Raw genomic sequence first — 14,817 nt, 5'->3', positions numbered from 1 at the left:
GATACGGCGTTAAAAACACCTTGTATCGCCCTGGCTCGCGAGAGCGTGAATACGCGCCAAAGCCGGTTCAACCGCTACGCCGCCAGGCGCGCGCCAGCCAGTCCAGTGCCGGCTGCTGGCTGGCGGCATCGAAGTAGCTGGCATTGAGCCGCAGTGCATGGCGGCCGGCCTCGCCCGGCTGGCACAGCGTGCCCGCCGCCAGCTGGATGCCATGCTGCTGCGCCTCGGCCGCCAGCAGTTCGCAGTCCGCCGGCAGGTTTTCCAGCCACACGAAATAGCCGCCCTCGGCTGGCGGCAGTACGCAGCCGGCAGGCAGGATGGGCCGCAGTGCCGACTCCAGCGCGCGCACCCGGCCGGCCAGTTGCTGGCGCAGGCGACGCAGGCCGGGCAGGTGGCGGCCGCCGGTCAGCAATTCGGCCAACGCCAGCTGGTTGGGCAGCGGGCTGGCCAGGGTCTGCGCCAGCTTCAAGCGCCGCGCCAGTTCGGCATAGCGCCCCGGCAGCAGCCAGCCCACGCGGTAACCCGGCGCCAGCGATTTGGAAAAAGTGCCGCACAGCAGCACCCGGCCGCTGTCGTCGGCGGCGCGCAGCGGCAGCGGTACGGCTTCGTCGAAGCCCAGTTGGCGGTAGGCGTCGTCCTCGATCAGCGCCACGTCGTAGCGCGCGGCCAACGCCAGCAGTTGCTGCCGGGTGGCCGGTGGCAGGCTGCGGCCATGCGGGTGGGCAAACGCCGACATCAGCGCGATGCCCTGCAGCTCGCCGCGCGCCAGCGCCGCCTCCAGCGCGGTGGTATCCAGCGAGCCATCCGCCGCCAGTTGCAACGGCAGCAGGCGCACGCCGTGTTCGGCCAGCCAGCCCAGCAGGCCGGGGAAGGCCGGCAGCAGCACCGCCAGGGTTGGCCGCGCCACACCGTGGGTGACGGCGGCAATCGCCAGTGACAATGCCTCCATGCCGCCGCAGGTGATCAGCACTTCGTCGGCGTGCAGCTCCCAGCCTTCCGTCGCCGCTTCGCGCGCCAGCTGGCGACGCAACGCCGGCAGCCCGGCCAGCGCCGGCTCCGCCAGCGCCTCGTGGTAGTGGCGCATGGCGGCAACAAAGGCATGGCTCAGCGCGCGGGTGTCGTACAGGGCAGGGTGGGGAAACGGTGCGCCCAGCGGGGCAATCAGGCTGTCGCCGGCGGCACTGGCGCCGGCAGCCACCACGTAGCCGCGGCGCGGCTGCGCCTCGGCATAGCCCAGCCGCTCCAGCTCGTAGTAAGCGCGGCGCGCGGTGTTGAGGCTGACGGCATGCTGCTGCACCAGCTGGCGCAGTGAAGGCAGCGCATCGCCGCGGCGGTAGTCGCCGCGTTCGATGGCGTGGATGATGCCCTGCACCAGTTGACCGTATTTGCTCACGCTGCGCCCCTGCGCGGAAAAGGGCGATTATGCCGTGCGGCAGCGCCGTGGCAAATCAGCGTTCGTGATGTTCCAGCGCCGCATAGACCTCGGCGCGGGTGCCGCTGAGCAGGCTGTCGAAGCCGCCGCTGTCGCGCAGTTTCTTCAGCTCGCGGTTGAAACGCGCCACCAGCTCCGCCGCGTGCGGCGTCTTGCGCGAGATGGCCACGCACAGCGGCGTGCTCCAGTAGGCGCGGTCCTGCGGCACGATGCGCGTGGCGTCGCCCGGCTCCAGGTGCAGCAGGGTGGTGAGCATGCCGGCCTCGCTTTCCATCGGGAACAGGTCGATGCGCCCGGCGGCCAGCTTGCGCAGATTGCTGACATCGTCACCGGCGGTGTCTACCTTCAGCACACCCTTTTCCTGCAGCCGGGTAAAGGTGTCGGAGTAGAAATTGCCGACGGTGATGCCGAAACGGTAGCGCGACAGGTCGGCCAGCGTGTGCCAGGGGTAGCGTTCGCCGCGGCGCTGGAACAGCACCATGCGGAACGGCAGCACCTCGTCGGTGAACAGCAGGTCGCGGCGGCGATCCTCGTTCGGCGTCCAGCCCACGCTGCCGTCCACGTCGCCGATGCGCGCCAGCTGGATGGCGCGGTTGTTCGGGTACCAGCTGTAGCGCACGGTAACATTGCCGCGGCGGAACACCTCGGTGACCAGCCGCGTCAGCACGCCGCCGTAGCGCAGCTTCTCGCCTATCAGCGGGGCATACTCCGAATTGGAAAAATGCACGCTGAGCGGTGGCTCCGCCGCCTGCCCCAGGCACGGCAACAGGCCAAGCCACACCAGCGCGATAGTGCGCCACATCGTTATCTTCCTTCGTGACTACCTTGTTTTTATAAGCGCGAGCGTAAACCGGAGCGCGCACTAAAAACAAAGCCCAACAGGACAGGTAGTCCCCTGCATCGTCCTGCCCGCCTACTGGTTTGAGGATAGAAAAGCCGACGCCACACGACCACGCGGGAACTGGCCCCCTGGCCTTAACAGGAAGTGGCACTGGCGACGGGGCCACTTTGCCGGCAGCATCACGGCAGCGTTATCTACCGGAGCCTGCCATGCCCTTCTACCAGCCCCCGTCTTTCGTCGCTGCGGCCAACGTTGGCCGCACACTTGCCAGCGAGTTTCCGTTCGCCACCCTGATCACCCAGCACGAGGGCACGCCGTGGATCAGCCACCTGGTGCTACTGCCGGACCCTGCCGACCCGGACTGCCTGCTGGGCCACCTGGCCGCCGCCAACGGCCACAGCCAGGCCGTGCTGCAGGCGCCCAGCGTGGCTATCTTCCACGGCGAGCACGACTACATCTCGCCGCGCTGGTACAGCAGCCCCAATATGGTGCCCACCTGGAACTACCGCGTCGCCCATGCCCACGGCCAGGCCAGCGTGGTGGACGGTGCCGGGCTGTCTGTCCTGCTGCAGCTGCTGGCCGCGCGCTTCGAAGGTGCGGATGGCTGGAGCATGGACGCGGTGCCGGAAAAGGCGCTGACTGCCATGCAGCGCGCCATCGTCGGTTTCCGCCTGCGGGTGGCACGCTGGGAAGTGAAGGAAAAGCTCAGCCAGAACCGCACACCGCAGGACGTGGCCGGCGCGGTAGAGGCGCTGCAGGCCGGCAGCCCGCAGCAGCAACAGTTGGCCGCACGCATGCTGGCGGTAGCCGCGCGCTGACGCAGCGGGGCCGGAGGTCTATACTGCCGGCCTCGACAAGCCCAGCACGAAAGCCAGCCATGGCCCTGAAAGCCACCATCTACAAAGCCGACCTCGCCATTTCCGACATGGATCGCGGCTACTACGCCAGCCACAACCTGACGCTGGCACAGCACCCGTCGGAAACCATCGAGCGCATGATGCTGCGCATCGCGGTGTTCGCACTGCATGCCGACGAACGGCTGCACTTCAGCAAGGGCATCAGCGCCGACGACGAGCCGGACCTGTGGCGCAAGAATTACGCCGAAGAAGTAGAGCAGTGGATCGAGCTGGGCGAGCCGGACGAAAAACGCATGCGCCAGATCTGCAGCCGCGCCGACAACGTGTGGGTGTACAGCTACGGCGGCCGCTCGGCCGAGGTGTGGTGGCCGGGCATGGCCGGCAAGGTGGGCCGCTTCGAGCACCTGAACATCATGAGCGTGCCGGTCGAGGCACTGGCGGAACTGGCCGCGCTGTGCCAGCGCAGCATGCAGCTGACCGCCACCATCCAGGACGGCACGCTGTGGCTGAGTAGCGAGCAGGGCAGCGCCAGCCTGACGCCGCAGCGGCTGTACGGCGGCGACAACCGCTGAGCGGCACGCTTACTGGCGCCCGCCGGCTGACGTGCTATCACATAGCATGCTCAGCCGATTCCTACCCTGCCTGTGCCTGCTGCCGGCACTGCTGGTCAGCCTGCCAGCCCATGCGGCCAACCCCGATGCCATAGTACTGTCGCGCATCTCCGGGGAGCCGCTGTCCGATGTCACCTACCGCATCCTGCAGGAGGCGTACCGCCGGCTGGGCATCCGCCTGAGCAGCGTAGCGCTGCCGGTCGAGCGCTCGCTGCGCTACTCCAACAGCGGTGGCACCGACGGCGAGGTGATGCGCATCGCCGGCCTCGAACAGGACTACCCCAACCTGGTGCGCGTGCCGGTGCCGCTGCTGGAGGTGCGGATGCAGGCCTTCACCACCGGGGCCAACTACCCGGTGCATGGCTGGCAGAGCCTGCAGAACTACCGGCTGTGCGTGCGCAGCGGCATCCGCATCGTGCTGCAGCACACCGAGGGCATGCAGCGCGAAATCACCCACAGCGAGCAGCAGCTGTTCTCCATGCTGCGTGCCGGCCGCTGCGACATGGCCATTCTCAGCCAGGATTCCTGGCTGCTGATCGACCGCCTGCACCAGGGGCCGCTGCACGCGCTGGAACCGCCGCTGAGCAGCGAGCCGCTATACCACTACCTCAACAAGCGCCGCGCCGCACTGCTACCCGGGCTGACCGCCGTGCTGCGCGACATGCAGCGCGACCACAGCATGCAGCGCATCCTGCAGCAGTTCGATGCCGAAGTGGCGGCAGCACGCGCACGTCAGGCGCTGCCCTGAGCCGTCAGCAGCGCAAAGCCGCGCCGCGCCAGCTGCTCGGCGTCATTGCGGCCCAGCAGCTGGCGGTCGTGATGCGCGCTCTGCACCAGGCCGAACAGCATGAAGGCCAGTAGCGCCGGGTCGCTGCCCGCCGGCAGCTCGCCCTGCTCGCAGGCGTCCTGCAGCATGCGCTGCAGCGCCTCGCGCAGCCTGGCCTGGCCGGCCATCAGCGCATCGCGCACCACGCCGGGCTGATCGTCGAACTCGTAGCAGGCCGCCAGCAGCGGGCAGCCGCCCGGGTAGCGGCCGGCTTCCAGCCGCCCCACCCAGGCGTCGAACAGCGCGCTCAGCCGCGGCAGGCCGCGCGGCAGTTGCAGCACCGGCTTGAGCGTCTCCTCGACGAACTGCGCCTGCGCCGCCTCCACCACCGCCAGCTGCAGCGCCTCCTTGCTGCCGAAGTGCGCGAACAGCCCGCTTTTCGACATGCCGCTGGCCGATGCCAGCTCGCCTATGGTCAACGCGGCAATACCGCTGGCGCTGGCCAATGCCACGGCCTGTTGCAGGATGGTCTCCCGCGTGACTGACTTTTTACTCATCACTACTTGCCTTGCCTGGGTTTACGTGCAAAATAGCACGATCGTTCTTTTTTGAAAGCCCCATCATGAGCGTTTTCAGCAAAACCGTGGAAATCCGCTGGGCGGACATCGACGCCAACCGCCACCTGCGCCACAGCGCCTATGCCGACCTGTGCGCGCACAGCCGCATCGAATGGCTGCAGGATGCCGGCTTCGGCCCGGAGGCCTTCCAGCGCCTGGGCTTTGGCCCGGTGCTGTTCCGCGAAAGCACCGAGTACCGCCGCGAAGTGCACCTGGGCGAGCGTATCACCATCCGCCTGAGCCTGGCCGCCGCCAGCCCGGACAACGGCCGCTGGACCTTCCGCCACGAGCTGTACAAGCCGGACGGCCAGCTGGCCGCCATCCACGAAGTCACCGGCGCCTGGATGAGCCTCACGGCGCGCAAGCTGATCCCGCCGCCGGGCGAGCTGCAGCCGCTGCTGGCCGAACTCGGCCACAGCGCCGACTTCATCGCCCTGCCGCTGCCCACCTACAAATAAACCCGGAGCCTTGCCATGCCGCTTGCCGCCCGTATCGCCATCGCCGTAGTGGCGCTGATCCATGTCTACATCCTGGTGCTGGAAATGCTGCTGTGGACGCGCCCGGCCGGCCGGCGTGCCTTTGGCCTGACGCCGCAGCTGGCCGCCGACACCCGCGTGCTTGCGGCCAACCAGGGGCTGTACAACGGCTTCCTGGCCGCCGGCCTGCTGTGGAGCCTGCTGCCTGGCAGCCCGGCCGGCATCGCGCCGTTCTTCCTGGGCTGCGTGCTGCTGGCCGGCGTGTTCGGCGCCGCCACCGCCAGCCGCAAGATCCTGTACGTGCAGGCGCTGCCGGCCGCCATTGCGCTGGCGCTGCTGCAGCTGTAGCCGCAAGGTTGGCCGCAGCGCGGCGGGCAGGGGGCGCGGCAAAGGCGTACAATGGGCACATCCGGCCGGAGCCTTTGCTACCGGCCGCCCTTTTTCGAGCGAGAACCATGTCCACCCTGACCGAACTGCTGCAGGCCGCCGACGCGCGCCGTGCCGAGCTGACTCCCCGCCTGGCGGAAGAGCACACCAATGCCTACCGCCTGTTCCACGGCAGCGCCGAAGGCCGCCCCGGCCTGTCCATCGACCGCTACGGCGATGTGCTGCTGCTGCAGACCTTCCACCACCCGCTGAGCGACGACGAGTACGCCGCCATCGTGGCGCACTACGCACCGCTGAATCTGCACCCGGTATACAACGACCGCAGCGAAGCCAATTCGCGCATCGGCAACCCGCTGCCGGCGGACGAACTGGAGCAGGCACAGCTGCCGCGCCTGATCAGCGAACTGGGGGTGAACTACCACTTCCAGGCCCGCCACCAGGGCCAGGACCCGTGGCTGTTCCTCGACCTGCGCGCCGGCCGCCGCCGCGTGATGGAACTGGCCGCAGGCAAGAGCGTGCTCAACCTGTTCGCCTACACCGGTGGCGTGGGTGTGGCCGCCGCCAAGGCCGGCGCCAGCTTCGTGATGAACGTGGACTTCGCCGAATCCAGCCTGCAGGTAGCGCGCGCCAACGCCAAGCTCAACGCGCTGACTACCCGCCCGCGCTGCGTGCAGAGCGACTGCTTCGCCGCCATGCGCCAGCTGTCCGGCATCGGCCAGCCGAAAATGGTGCGCGGCAAGAAAATGCCCCCGTTCCCGGCGCTGGAGCCGCGCCAGTTCGACCTGGTGTTCCTCGACCCGCCGCGCTACGCCAAGAGCCCGTTCGGCGTGGTGGATCTGATCAACGACTACCCGGCGCTGCTCAAGCCGGCGCTGCTGAGCACCGCGCCCGGCGGCGTGCTGATCTGCTGCAACAACGTGGCACAAGTGGACCGCGACACCTGGCTGGCGCAGCTGCTGCGCAGCGCCGAGAAGGCCGGCCGCCCGGTGCACAGCCACGAGTGGATCGAGCCGGAAGGCGACTTCCCCAGCTTTGACGGCCAGCCGCCGCTGAAGATGGTGCTGCTGCACGTGTGAGCGTAGCCGCATCCACCGCGTGACAAGGCCCGGCCATGCCGGGCCTTGTGCTTTTTCCGGCCAGCCTGGCCACACCACAGGTTCGATAAAAACACACACAGCTGTTTATACAGCCAGCTTCATGATTCCGCGGGGATTTCCTACACTGAGAAAGGTACCCGGAGAATTTGCATGCAAGCACCCCCAATGCCTGCCGGCGAGCAGGCCAGACTCGCCATACTGCATCGTGCCGCCTTGCTGGATACCCCGCCGGAGGCGGATCTGGACCGCGCCGTTTCCCTGGCGGCCGCGGTATTTGCCATGCCTACCGCCATGCTCAGCCTGGTGGACAGCCATCGCCAGTGGTTCAAGGCACGGCATGGCACCACGCTGTGCGAAACCCCGCGCGATGTTTCCTTCTGCGGCCACGTGGTCGCCGATGGCAGCCTGCTGGTGGTGGAAGACGCGCTGCAGGACGAGCGCTTTGCCGACAACCCGCTGGTAGCCGAGCAGGGCATGCGCTTCTACGCCGGCGCGCCGCTGCGGCTGGAAGGGCAGTACGTCATCGGAACACTGTGCGTAGTGGATGAACAGCCACGGCAGTTCGGCCAGGAGCAGCAACAACAGCTGCAACTGCTGGCCGATACCGTCAGCGATCTGCTGCGCCGGCGCATGGCGCTGCAGGCGGTGGAACGGCAGTGCGAACGGCTGCTCAGCGTCAACCGGGCGCAGGCCGGCTTTCTGCTCGACCGCAATATGGAGCCGGCCAGCCAGACCATTCTTTCACCCTTGCTGGAAAGCAGCGGCAGCAAGCTCGGCTTCATCGCCAGCTGTCAGCTGGACCCGGAAGGCAACCTGTACCTGGACATCCTCGGCCTGGCGCAGAACGACCCCATCGCCATGGCCTGGCTGCTGCCGCTGCTGCACAAGCACGAGGGCAGCTACCGGTTGTATGGCTTCGACCACATCCTGGCGTCGGCACTGAGCGACGGCGAGCCGCTGGTGATCAACCAGCCGCGGCTGTTCGCCGAGGACGACAGCCGGCTGGCCGAGCTGACCTCGCTGCTGGCGATTCCCTGCTTCTGCCACGGCACGGTGAAAGGCCTGATGGTGCTGGCCGACCGCCCCGGCGGCTACGAGCACGAACTGGTGGCGCAGCTGTCCACCCTGGCCGACACCATAGGCTCGCTGCTGCACGTACGCGACCTGGAACTGGCGCGCCAGGCGGCCGAGGCGGAACTGGCGCGCCAGGCCAGCATCGACCCGCTCACCGGCCTGGCCAACCGCCGCGCCTTCCTGGAGCGCTGCCAGACGGCGCTGCAGCTGCTGCAGCGCTACCAGAGCCGCTTCAGCGTGCTGATGCTGGACCTGGACCACTTCAAGCTGATCAACGACGGCCTGGGCCATGCCGCCGGCGACTACGTGCTGTGCGAGATCGCGCAACTCCTGCGTCAGCAGCTGCGCGACACCGACCAGATCGCGCGCTGGGGCGGCGAGGAGTTCTGCATCCTGCTGCCGCAGGAAGACAGCACCAACGCGCTGCGCCTGGCCAACCGCCTGCGCGAGGCGATATCGCGGCTGGAGCTGAGCTGGCACGAGCGGCTGATCCAGCTCACCGTCAGCATCGGCGTGGCCGACATGCAGTCGCCGCAGGACAATATCGACATCCTGCTCGCCCGCGCCGACCAGGCGCTGTACGCCGCCAAGCGCGCCGGGCGCAACTGCTGCCTGCAGGCGGAAGCCTGAGCGCCTGCCGCGCGCTACAATGCGCGCATGCTCCAGATCAAATACCTCGCCGGCTACCCGGAAGCCATTCTGCAACAGGTGGCCGCCCTGCTGGACAGCGGCCAGCTGGGCAGCTGGCTGGCCCGCCGCTACCCGGAACGCCACGACATCCAGACCGACCGCGCGCTGTACGACTACGTCAGCGAGCTCAAGCAGCGCTACCTGAAAAACACCCCGGCGCTGGCGCGCGTGCAGTACGACAACAAGCTGCACCCGGTAAAGGGCACGCTGGGCAGCAACGCCTTCGTGTCGCGGGTGCAGGGCGGCAAGCTCAAGAGCAAGAACGAGATCCGCATCGCCACGCTGTTCCGCGATGCCCCGCCGCCGCTGTTACGCATGATCGTGGTGCACGAGCTGGCCCACCTCAAGGTCAAAGACCACGACAAGGCCTTCTACCAGCTGTGCTGCCACATGGAGCCGCACTACCACCAGCTGGAACTCGACCTGCGGCTGTGGCTGCTGGCGCGCGAGCAGGAGGCCGCCCCCGACTGAGCGCGGGCGTGAAAAAGCCCGGCAACGCCGGGCGGGTGTGTTGGCAGCAGCCTGCCGGAGGCGGCCTTGCGGCCAACCCTGTCAGGTGCGGAAGCGGTTCACCGCCAGGCGCAGCGCCTCGGCGCGGCCATAGATGTCCTCCACCTGCACCACGGCACTGTCGGCGGCGGACAGCGCATCCTCCACCACCGCCGCCACCTGTTCCACACTGCCGGCAATGCTGGTGCCGGCCTTGCTCTGCTCCGACATCGCCTGCGCCACTGCTCGGATATGCTGCAGCGAGGTATGCGCGCGCTCGTTGATGCTGCCCAGCGCCTGCGACGCCTCCTGCACCTGCTCCACGCCGCCCGCCACCGACGGCGCAATCGCCTGCACCCGCTCGGACACGCTGCCGGTTTCCGCCACCACCGCCTGCACGATGCTGGCGATCTCGTCGGTGGCCAGCGCGGTGCGCTCGGCCAGCTTGCGTACCTCGTCCGCCACCACCGCGAAACCGCGGCCGGTCTCGCCGGCGCGCGCCGCCTCGATCGCCGCATTCAGCGCCAGCAGATTGGTCTGGTTGGCGATCTCGCGGATGGTTTCGGCAATACCGCTGATATTGCGCGTGCGCTCCGACAGCGACGCCACCAGGCCGTTCACCTCGCCCACCTGGCCGGAAATCTGCTGGATGCTGCCCATGGCCTGGCCGGTGAGCCCGGCGCCGCTGGCCGCTTCCTCGGCGGTGCGCTGCGCATCCTGCTCGGTTTCCCGCGCGCTGGCGGTAACGTGGTCGATGCTCACCGACAGCTGCTCGATGGCCGCCGCCGCCGACGAGGTGGACTCGCTGGCATTGTGCGACACCGACCGCAGGTGCGACATCTGGCCCTTCAGCGCCTCGCCGGCATCGGCAATGCGGTGGCTGCCGTCGCGGATCTGCTCGATGATGCGCGCCAGCCCGCTCTGCATCTGCTGCATGCTGCCCAGCACGCTGTCCGCCGGCCCGCGCACTTCGATGACATGGGTCAGGTCGCCCTCGGCGATGCGGCCAACCACTTGCGCGGCATAGGTCGGGTCGCCCCCCAGCGAGCGCAGGATGCTGCGCGCCATGAAGTGGGCCAGCACGCCCACCAGCAGCACGCCCAGCACGATCAGCACCAGCATGAAGCTGGCCTCGCGCCAGAACACGGTATCGATGTCATCGACGAAGAAGCCGGTGCCGATCACCCAGCCCCAGGGCTGCACCCGCACCACGCCGTTGAGCTTGGTGATCTCCTCGCTGCTGCCGGGCCGGGCCGCGGGCACGTACACCAGCCCGTAGTGCTGCTGTTGCAACGCCGCGTCGTACACCTGCACCGAAGTGCGGCCATCCGCCATCTTGCCGCCGTCGTCCACCTTGCCGATGCGCGATGCCTTGGGGTGCAGCAGCATCACGCTGCCGCTGTCGCGGGCGAAGAAATACACATCGTCGTTGCGGATCAGGCCCAGCGTGCGCAGCGCCTGCTGCTTGGCATCGGCTTCGGACAGCTTGCCGGCCTCGGCCTGCTTGGCTGCCTCGGCCACCACGTGCTCGGCCACTTTCAGCAGCTGGGTGATCTGCAGTTCTTTTTCATGGATCAGCGTGCTGCGGATGGTCTGCAAGGCAAAGCCGCCCAGCAGCAACAGCCCGATCAGGCTGGCGCCGATCAGGATCAGCAAACGGGTGGAGAGTTTCATGGGGGATGTTTCCGTGGGGCTAATTGTTGTTTCTGGCGCATGCCGCCGTAGTCTCCGGTATCGGCCACGCCACCGGGCTCGTCAAGCCGGAGGGCGAAGGGTACGCCGCCTGCGTGACAATTTGATGCCATGCCCGGCACGCGCCAACCCCGGCACGGCTTTGCGGTATCATCTGGGCCTTGCCACCCTGGAGACTCGCCATGAGCGACAGCAACACCACCCCGCAACCCTGCTTCAAGTGCGGCTCGCCCGCCGAACTGGTCAAGGCAGGCTCGCGTCGCTTCTGGGTGCAATGCACGCGCTACGCCGGCCAGGGTAACTGCAGTGCCATCGGCCCGCAGGCCGACAACAAGAAAGAGGCCATCGCCGGCTGGAACAAGCTGCGCTGAGAACCTATTTACGATCTCGCGAACCAAGGTGAGGCAAGGCAAAAACGGAGGGGCGCGCAGTGACATGAAGTCAATGCGCATCTCCGAGTCGAATTCAACGCCGTATCGCCAAGGCGCAGCAGATCGCAAGCAGACTCAAAGCGCGATCTTTCCACCCGGCCCCCGGCTAACCCGGACAACCCCGACAGGCCGCCCGCGCGGCCTGTTTTGCAAGCGAACACAGGCATGGAGCTGTTCAAAATGCTGCACACGCTGGGTCAGCGTGTGCGCGACACCCTGAGCATGGAGGAGGGCGACGGCGTGAACGAGCCCGCGCCCGCCGCCAGCGACGACACGGCGCCCCCCGCCACCGCCAAGCCACGCCGCAACCTGGTCAGCGAAGTGCTGGACGAGTTGCCGCCGGCGCCGGTAGCCACACCCGCTGCCGACACGCCGCAGCCGGAAATCATCACCCTGCCGCCACGGCAGCCCAAGCCGCAGCCGGCGCCGCCGCCCGCGCCGGAACTCATCAGCGAGCTGCCGAGCCAACTGCCGCAGTACAAGCACGTCGCCCCGCCGCCCAGCGCCGAGCCGCTGCCGGTGATCGGGCTGGCGGAGGTACAGCACAATCTGCAGCGCGACCTGAAACGCCGCAGCCCGCGCGAGCTGCCGCAGCCGCGCAGCGGCAAACCGTCGCGCGACCTGCCGCTGATTGCGCCGGAAGAAGTGCGCGCCAGCCTGCAGCAGCTGCACGGCGAGCGCTACCGCGCCCCGGACGCCATGCTGGGCACCAGCGAGCCGGCACCTTCCAGCCTGGCCGCCTACTACCCGCCGGACCCGCTGCCGCATTTCGAAACCCCGCTGCCGCCGGACGAGCGCGAACGTGCCGCCAGCGCACTGTTCGGCCCCAACTCGCGCTTTGGCAACAAGGAGCGCGAGCAGCCGGCCGACACCGCAGCCAGCGAGGCCGCGCCAGAGCAGGACGACAGCACCGCCATGCACGATGCGTGGGATGGCAGTAACGAAACGGCCGCCGAGGCCGAGCTGCCGCCGGCAACGTTGGCCGCAAGCACGCCAGACAGCATTGCGGCAGCCCAGCCGCTGCCAGCCAGCCCGCTGCCCGGCGCCAGCATCAGCATCGACACCCGCTCGCCGTGGCAACTGCGCCAGCAAGGCAACTGGACAGCCAAACCGGCCACGCCGCAGGCCGCCCGCTTCAGCCCGCCAGCCGTGCCGGCGCCAGCGGAAGTCCCGGCCGCCAGCAGCCCGGCGGATGCCGCCCAGCCGGTGAGTGAGCCGCAGGAAATCGCCCCGCCAGCAGTACCGGCGCCCACTCCGCCGGCAGCGCCGTTGCCTGCGGCCAACCCTGCGGCAGAAGCAGCGCCGTGGGACGACGCGCCGCGCCCGAGCAGCTGGCAGCAGCAGCCATCATCCAATGGCGACATCGTCTGGCATGTGCTGGATGACGACAGCGCCGCTGCGCCCGACGACGAGCCGGCAGCGGCAGCACTGCGCCCCGCCAGCCCCCTGGTGTGGCAGGTGCTGGACGACGATGCAGCCCCGGATGAAGGCGATGCCGAAGACGATACCGAAGATGCGCACCTTGGCCACGACAGCAGCTGGCAGGCCGCGCCGCAGCAACTGCCGCTGATGCCGCCGCCGCGCCACATCCCGGTGGTGTACGGCGACGTGACGCTGCCGTCGCTGGAGCTGCTGCGCCCGGCGGAGACGCACAAGGCGGTGCAGAGCGAGGACTACCTGATCGAACGCGGCATCCTGATCGAGGAGCGCTGCGCCGAATTCAAGGTAAAAGTGGCGGTGGTGGATGCCTACGCCGGCCCGGTGATCACCCGCTACGAGGTGGAACCGGCGGTGGGCGTGCGCGGCAGCCAGGTGGTGAACCTCAGCAAGGACCTGTCGCGCGCGCTGGGCCTGGCCTCCATCCGCGTGGTGGAAACCATCCCCGGCAAGACCTGCATGGGGCTGGAGCTGCCCAACCCGCAGCGGCAGATGATCCGCCTGTCGGAGATCTTCGGCGCCGACGTATTCACCCAGTCCGCCTCCAAGCTCACCATGGCGCTGGGGCAGGACATCACCGGCGCGCCGGTGGTGACGGACCTGGCCAAGGCGCCGCACCTGCTGGTGGCCGGCACCACCGGCTCCGGCAAGTCGGTGGGCGTCAACGCCATGATCCTGTCACTGCTGTTCAAGGCCACGCCGGACGAAGTGCGCTTCATCATGATCGACCCCAAGATGCTGGAGCTGTCGGTGTACAACGACATCCCGCACCTGCTGGCACCGGTGGTGACCGACATGAAGCTGGCCGCCAACGCGCTGAACTGGTGCGTGGGCGAGATGGAAAAGCGCTACCGGCTGATGAGCCACCTCGGCGTGCGCAACATCGCCGGCTACAACGACAAGGTGCGCGCCGCCGAAGCCGCCGGCCTGCGCCTGACCAACCCGTTCACGCTGACGCCGGAAACGCCGGAACCACTGACCACGCTGCCCTTCATCGTAGTGGTGGTGGATGAGTTCGCCGACCTGATGATGGTGGCCGGCAAGAAGATCGAGGAACTGATCGCGCGCCTGGCGCAGAAGGCACGCGCCGCCGGCATCCACCTGATCCTGGCCACCCAGCGGCCGTCGGTGGACGTGATCACCGGCCTGATCAAGGCCAACATCCCCACCCGCGTGGCGTTCCAGGTATCCAGCAAGATCGACAGCCGCACCATCCTCGACCAGATGGGCGCCGAAAGCCTGCTGGGCCAGGGCGACATGCTGTTCCTGCCGCCGGGCACCGGCTACCCGCAGCGCGTACACGGCGCCTTCGTGACCGACGAGGAAGTGCACGCAGTGGTGGAGTACCTGAAGCAGTGGGGCGAGCCGGACTACGTGGAAGGCCTGCTCACCGGCGAATCGGTGGCCGACGAGGAACAGCTGGAAGCCAAGGGCAAGGCGGCCGCCGGCAGCGAGGCCGACCCGCTGTACGACGAGGCGGTGGAAATCGTGCTGCGCACCCGCAAGGCATCGATCTCCTCGGTGCAGCGCCAGTTGCGCATCGGCTACAACCGCGCCGCACGGCTGATCGAGGACATGGAAGCCGCCGGCATCGTTTCGGCGATGGAAAGCAACGGCAACCGCACGGTGCTGGTACCGCAGCGGGATTACTGAGCCCGCCCCGCCAGGCAAACATGCCGCCCAACCGCAAGGTTGGCGGCATTTTTTTGGACCGTACACGGTAAGGCAGAAGCCCGATGCAGGTGGGCCTTCCGCCGCCTGCACAAACCAAACCGGCTTGGTATCCGCTGCGCGGATGATGTTTGAAATCGCCGGTTCCGCCCGGCGGACAGGTTAAGGGGGCCACCGCAGCCCCCTTAACAATCCCCGGCTCGCACCAACGGGATTGGGGCACATCGGTTCTATTTTTTGGAAGGTTGC

Annotated in this window: 14 protein-coding genes; 10 read left to right on the top strand and 4 right to left on the bottom strand. The window is 68.1% G+C overall.

The genetic code is table 11. The features are described from left to right. Positions 1-67: 67 nt before the first annotated feature. Both PSELUDRAFT_RS06115 and PSELUDRAFT_RS06110 read right to left on the bottom strand, forming a co-directional pair. A complete protein-coding gene (locus PSELUDRAFT_RS06115) occupies positions 68-1,393 on the bottom strand; it encodes a PLP-dependent aminotransferase family protein (RefSeq protein ID WP_088966002.1) in 1,326 nt (441 codons plus the stop codon). A gap of 55 nt (positions 1,394-1,448) precedes the next feature. Next, entirely contained in the window at positions 1,449-2,234 is a 786-nt protein-coding gene (locus PSELUDRAFT_RS06110) for an ABC transporter substrate-binding protein (protein ID WP_088966001.1), read from the bottom strand. Between the two features lie 248 nt (positions 2,235-2,482). Between PSELUDRAFT_RS06110 and PSELUDRAFT_RS06105 the strand changes: the two genes are divergently transcribed. The 3 genes from PSELUDRAFT_RS06105 to PSELUDRAFT_RS06095 are packed head-to-tail and all read left to right on the top strand — an operon-like array spanning position 2,483 to position 4,489. Continuing rightward, the gene (locus tag PSELUDRAFT_RS06105) at positions 2,483-3,091 is read left to right on the top strand and encodes an FMN-binding negative transcriptional regulator (RefSeq protein WP_088966000.1); all 609 of its coding nucleotides are present in this window, start codon (positions 2,483-2,485) and stop codon (positions 3,089-3,091) included. A gap of 59 nt (positions 3,092-3,150) precedes the next feature. After that, the gene (locus PSELUDRAFT_RS06100) at positions 3,151-3,702 is read left to right on the top strand and encodes a YaeQ family protein (protein ID WP_088965999.1); all 552 of its coding nucleotides are present in this window, start codon (positions 3,151-3,153) and stop codon (positions 3,700-3,702) included. Positions 3,703-3,748: 46 nt separating this feature from the next. Then, positions 3,749-4,489: an ABC transporter substrate-binding protein gene (locus PSELUDRAFT_RS06095; protein WP_088965998.1), complete on the top strand. Its 741-nt coding sequence runs from the start codon at positions 3,749-3,751 to the stop codon at positions 4,487-4,489. On the opposite strand, the gene PSELUDRAFT_RS06090 is transcribed toward PSELUDRAFT_RS06095, so the two are convergent. After that, positions 4,474-5,064: a TetR/AcrR family transcriptional regulator gene (locus PSELUDRAFT_RS06090; protein WP_088965997.1), complete on the bottom strand. Its 591-nt coding sequence runs from the start codon at positions 5,062-5,064 to the stop codon at positions 4,474-4,476. The genes PSELUDRAFT_RS06095 and PSELUDRAFT_RS06090 overlap by 16 nt on opposite strands. Positions 5,065-5,129: 65 nt before the next feature. Between PSELUDRAFT_RS06090 and PSELUDRAFT_RS06085 the strand changes: the two genes are divergently transcribed. The 5 genes from PSELUDRAFT_RS06085 to PSELUDRAFT_RS06065 all read left to right on the top strand — a co-directional run bounded on the left by PSELUDRAFT_RS06085 (position 5,130) and on the right by PSELUDRAFT_RS06065 (position 9,319). After that, positions 5,130-5,582, top strand: a complete 453-nt coding sequence (locus PSELUDRAFT_RS06085) for a thioesterase family protein (protein ID WP_088965996.1) — start codon at positions 5,130-5,132, stop codon at positions 5,580-5,582. A gap of 15 nt (positions 5,583-5,597) precedes the next feature. After that, complete coding sequence (locus PSELUDRAFT_RS06080; protein WP_088965995.1) at positions 5,598-5,948, top strand: DUF1304 domain-containing protein; 351 nt, start codon at positions 5,598-5,600, stop codon at positions 5,946-5,948. Between the two features lie 107 nt (positions 5,949-6,055). Then, positions 6,056-7,063, top strand: a complete 1,008-nt coding sequence (locus PSELUDRAFT_RS06075) for a class I SAM-dependent rRNA methyltransferase (protein ID WP_088965994.1) — start codon at positions 6,056-6,058, stop codon at positions 7,061-7,063. A 171-nt stretch (positions 7,064-7,234) separates the two neighbouring features. Beyond that, positions 7,235-8,788 carry a sensor domain-containing diguanylate cyclase gene (locus PSELUDRAFT_RS06070; protein WP_088965993.1) on the top strand — a complete coding sequence of 518 codons (1,554 nt, stop codon included), beginning with the start codon at positions 7,235-7,237 and terminating at the stop codon, positions 8,786-8,788. A 27-nt stretch (positions 8,789-8,815) separates the two neighbouring features. Next, positions 8,816-9,319 carry a YgjP-like metallopeptidase domain-containing protein gene (locus PSELUDRAFT_RS06065; RefSeq protein ID WP_088965992.1) on the top strand — a complete coding sequence of 168 codons (504 nt, stop codon included), beginning with the start codon at positions 8,816-8,818 and terminating at the stop codon, positions 9,317-9,319. Between the two features lie 81 nt (positions 9,320-9,400). On the opposite strand, the gene PSELUDRAFT_RS06060 is transcribed toward PSELUDRAFT_RS06065, so the two are convergent. Continuing rightward, complete coding sequence (locus PSELUDRAFT_RS06060; protein ID WP_088965991.1) at positions 9,401-11,011, bottom strand: methyl-accepting chemotaxis protein; 1,611 nt, start codon at positions 11,009-11,011, stop codon at positions 9,401-9,403. 200 nt (positions 11,012-11,211) lie between these two features. Between PSELUDRAFT_RS06060 and PSELUDRAFT_RS06055 the strand changes: the two genes are divergently transcribed. Beyond that, positions 11,212-11,400: a Lar family restriction alleviation protein gene (locus tag PSELUDRAFT_RS06055; RefSeq protein ID WP_088965990.1), complete on the top strand. Its 189-nt coding sequence runs from the start codon at positions 11,212-11,214 to the stop codon at positions 11,398-11,400. A 225-nt stretch (positions 11,401-11,625) separates the two neighbouring features. Beyond that, the gene (locus PSELUDRAFT_RS06050) at positions 11,626-14,550 is read left to right on the top strand and encodes a DNA translocase FtsK (protein ID WP_304440661.1); all 2,925 of its coding nucleotides are present in this window, start codon (positions 11,626-11,628) and stop codon (positions 14,548-14,550) included. The last annotated feature ends 267 nt before the right edge of the window (positions 14,551-14,817 follow it).

It is taken from the genome of Vogesella sp. LIG4 (assembly GCF_900090205.1).
Taxonomy (GTDB): Bacteria; Pseudomonadota; Gammaproteobacteria; order Burkholderiales; family Chromobacteriaceae; genus Vogesella.
This window is presented reverse-complemented; position numbering and strand designations above follow the sequence as displayed.

What these genes read in the sequence shown, in the direction of transcription:
- PSELUDRAFT_RS06075 (WP_088965994.1), top strand. Translation starts at nt 6,056, where the DNA reads ATGTCCACCCTGACCGAACTGCTGCAGGCCGCCGACGCGCGCCGTGCC.
- PSELUDRAFT_RS06090 (WP_088965997.1), bottom strand. Translation starts at nt 5,064, where the DNA reads ATGAGTAAAAAGTCAGTCACGCGGGAGACCATCCTGCAACAGGCCGTG.
- PSELUDRAFT_RS06080 (WP_088965995.1), top strand. Translation starts at nt 5,598, where the DNA reads ATGCCGCTTGCCGCCCGTATCGCCATCGCCGTAGTGGCGCTGATCCAT.
- PSELUDRAFT_RS06065 (WP_088965992.1), top strand. Translation starts at nt 8,816, where the DNA reads ATGCTCCAGATCAAATACCTCGCCGGCTACCCGGAAGCCATTCTGCAA.
- PSELUDRAFT_RS06050 (WP_304440661.1), top strand. Translation starts at nt 11,626, where the DNA reads ATGGAGCTGTTCAAAATGCTGCACACGCTGGGTCAGCGTGTGCGCGAC.
- PSELUDRAFT_RS06095 (WP_088965998.1), top strand. Translation starts at nt 3,749, where the DNA reads ATGCTCAGCCGATTCCTACCCTGCCTGTGCCTGCTGCCGGCACTGCTG.
- PSELUDRAFT_RS06085 (WP_088965996.1), top strand. Translation starts at nt 5,130, where the DNA reads ATGAGCGTTTTCAGCAAAACCGTGGAAATCCGCTGGGCGGACATCGAC.
- PSELUDRAFT_RS06105 (WP_088966000.1), top strand. Translation starts at nt 2,483, where the DNA reads ATGCCCTTCTACCAGCCCCCGTCTTTCGTCGCTGCGGCCAACGTTGGC.
- PSELUDRAFT_RS06110 (WP_088966001.1), bottom strand. Translation starts at nt 2,234, where the DNA reads ATGTGGCGCACTATCGCGCTGGTGTGGCTTGGCCTGTTGCCGTGCCTG.
- PSELUDRAFT_RS06100 (WP_088965999.1), top strand. Translation starts at nt 3,151, where the DNA reads ATGGCCCTGAAAGCCACCATCTACAAAGCCGACCTCGCCATTTCCGAC.
- PSELUDRAFT_RS06060 (WP_088965991.1), bottom strand. Translation starts at nt 11,011, where the DNA reads ATGAAACTCTCCACCCGTTTGCTGATCCTGATCGGCGCCAGCCTGATC.
- PSELUDRAFT_RS06055 (WP_088965990.1), top strand. Translation starts at nt 11,212, where the DNA reads ATGAGCGACAGCAACACCACCCCGCAACCCTGCTTCAAGTGCGGCTCG.
- PSELUDRAFT_RS06070 (WP_088965993.1), top strand. Translation starts at nt 7,235, where the DNA reads ATGCAAGCACCCCCAATGCCTGCCGGCGAGCAGGCCAGACTCGCCATA.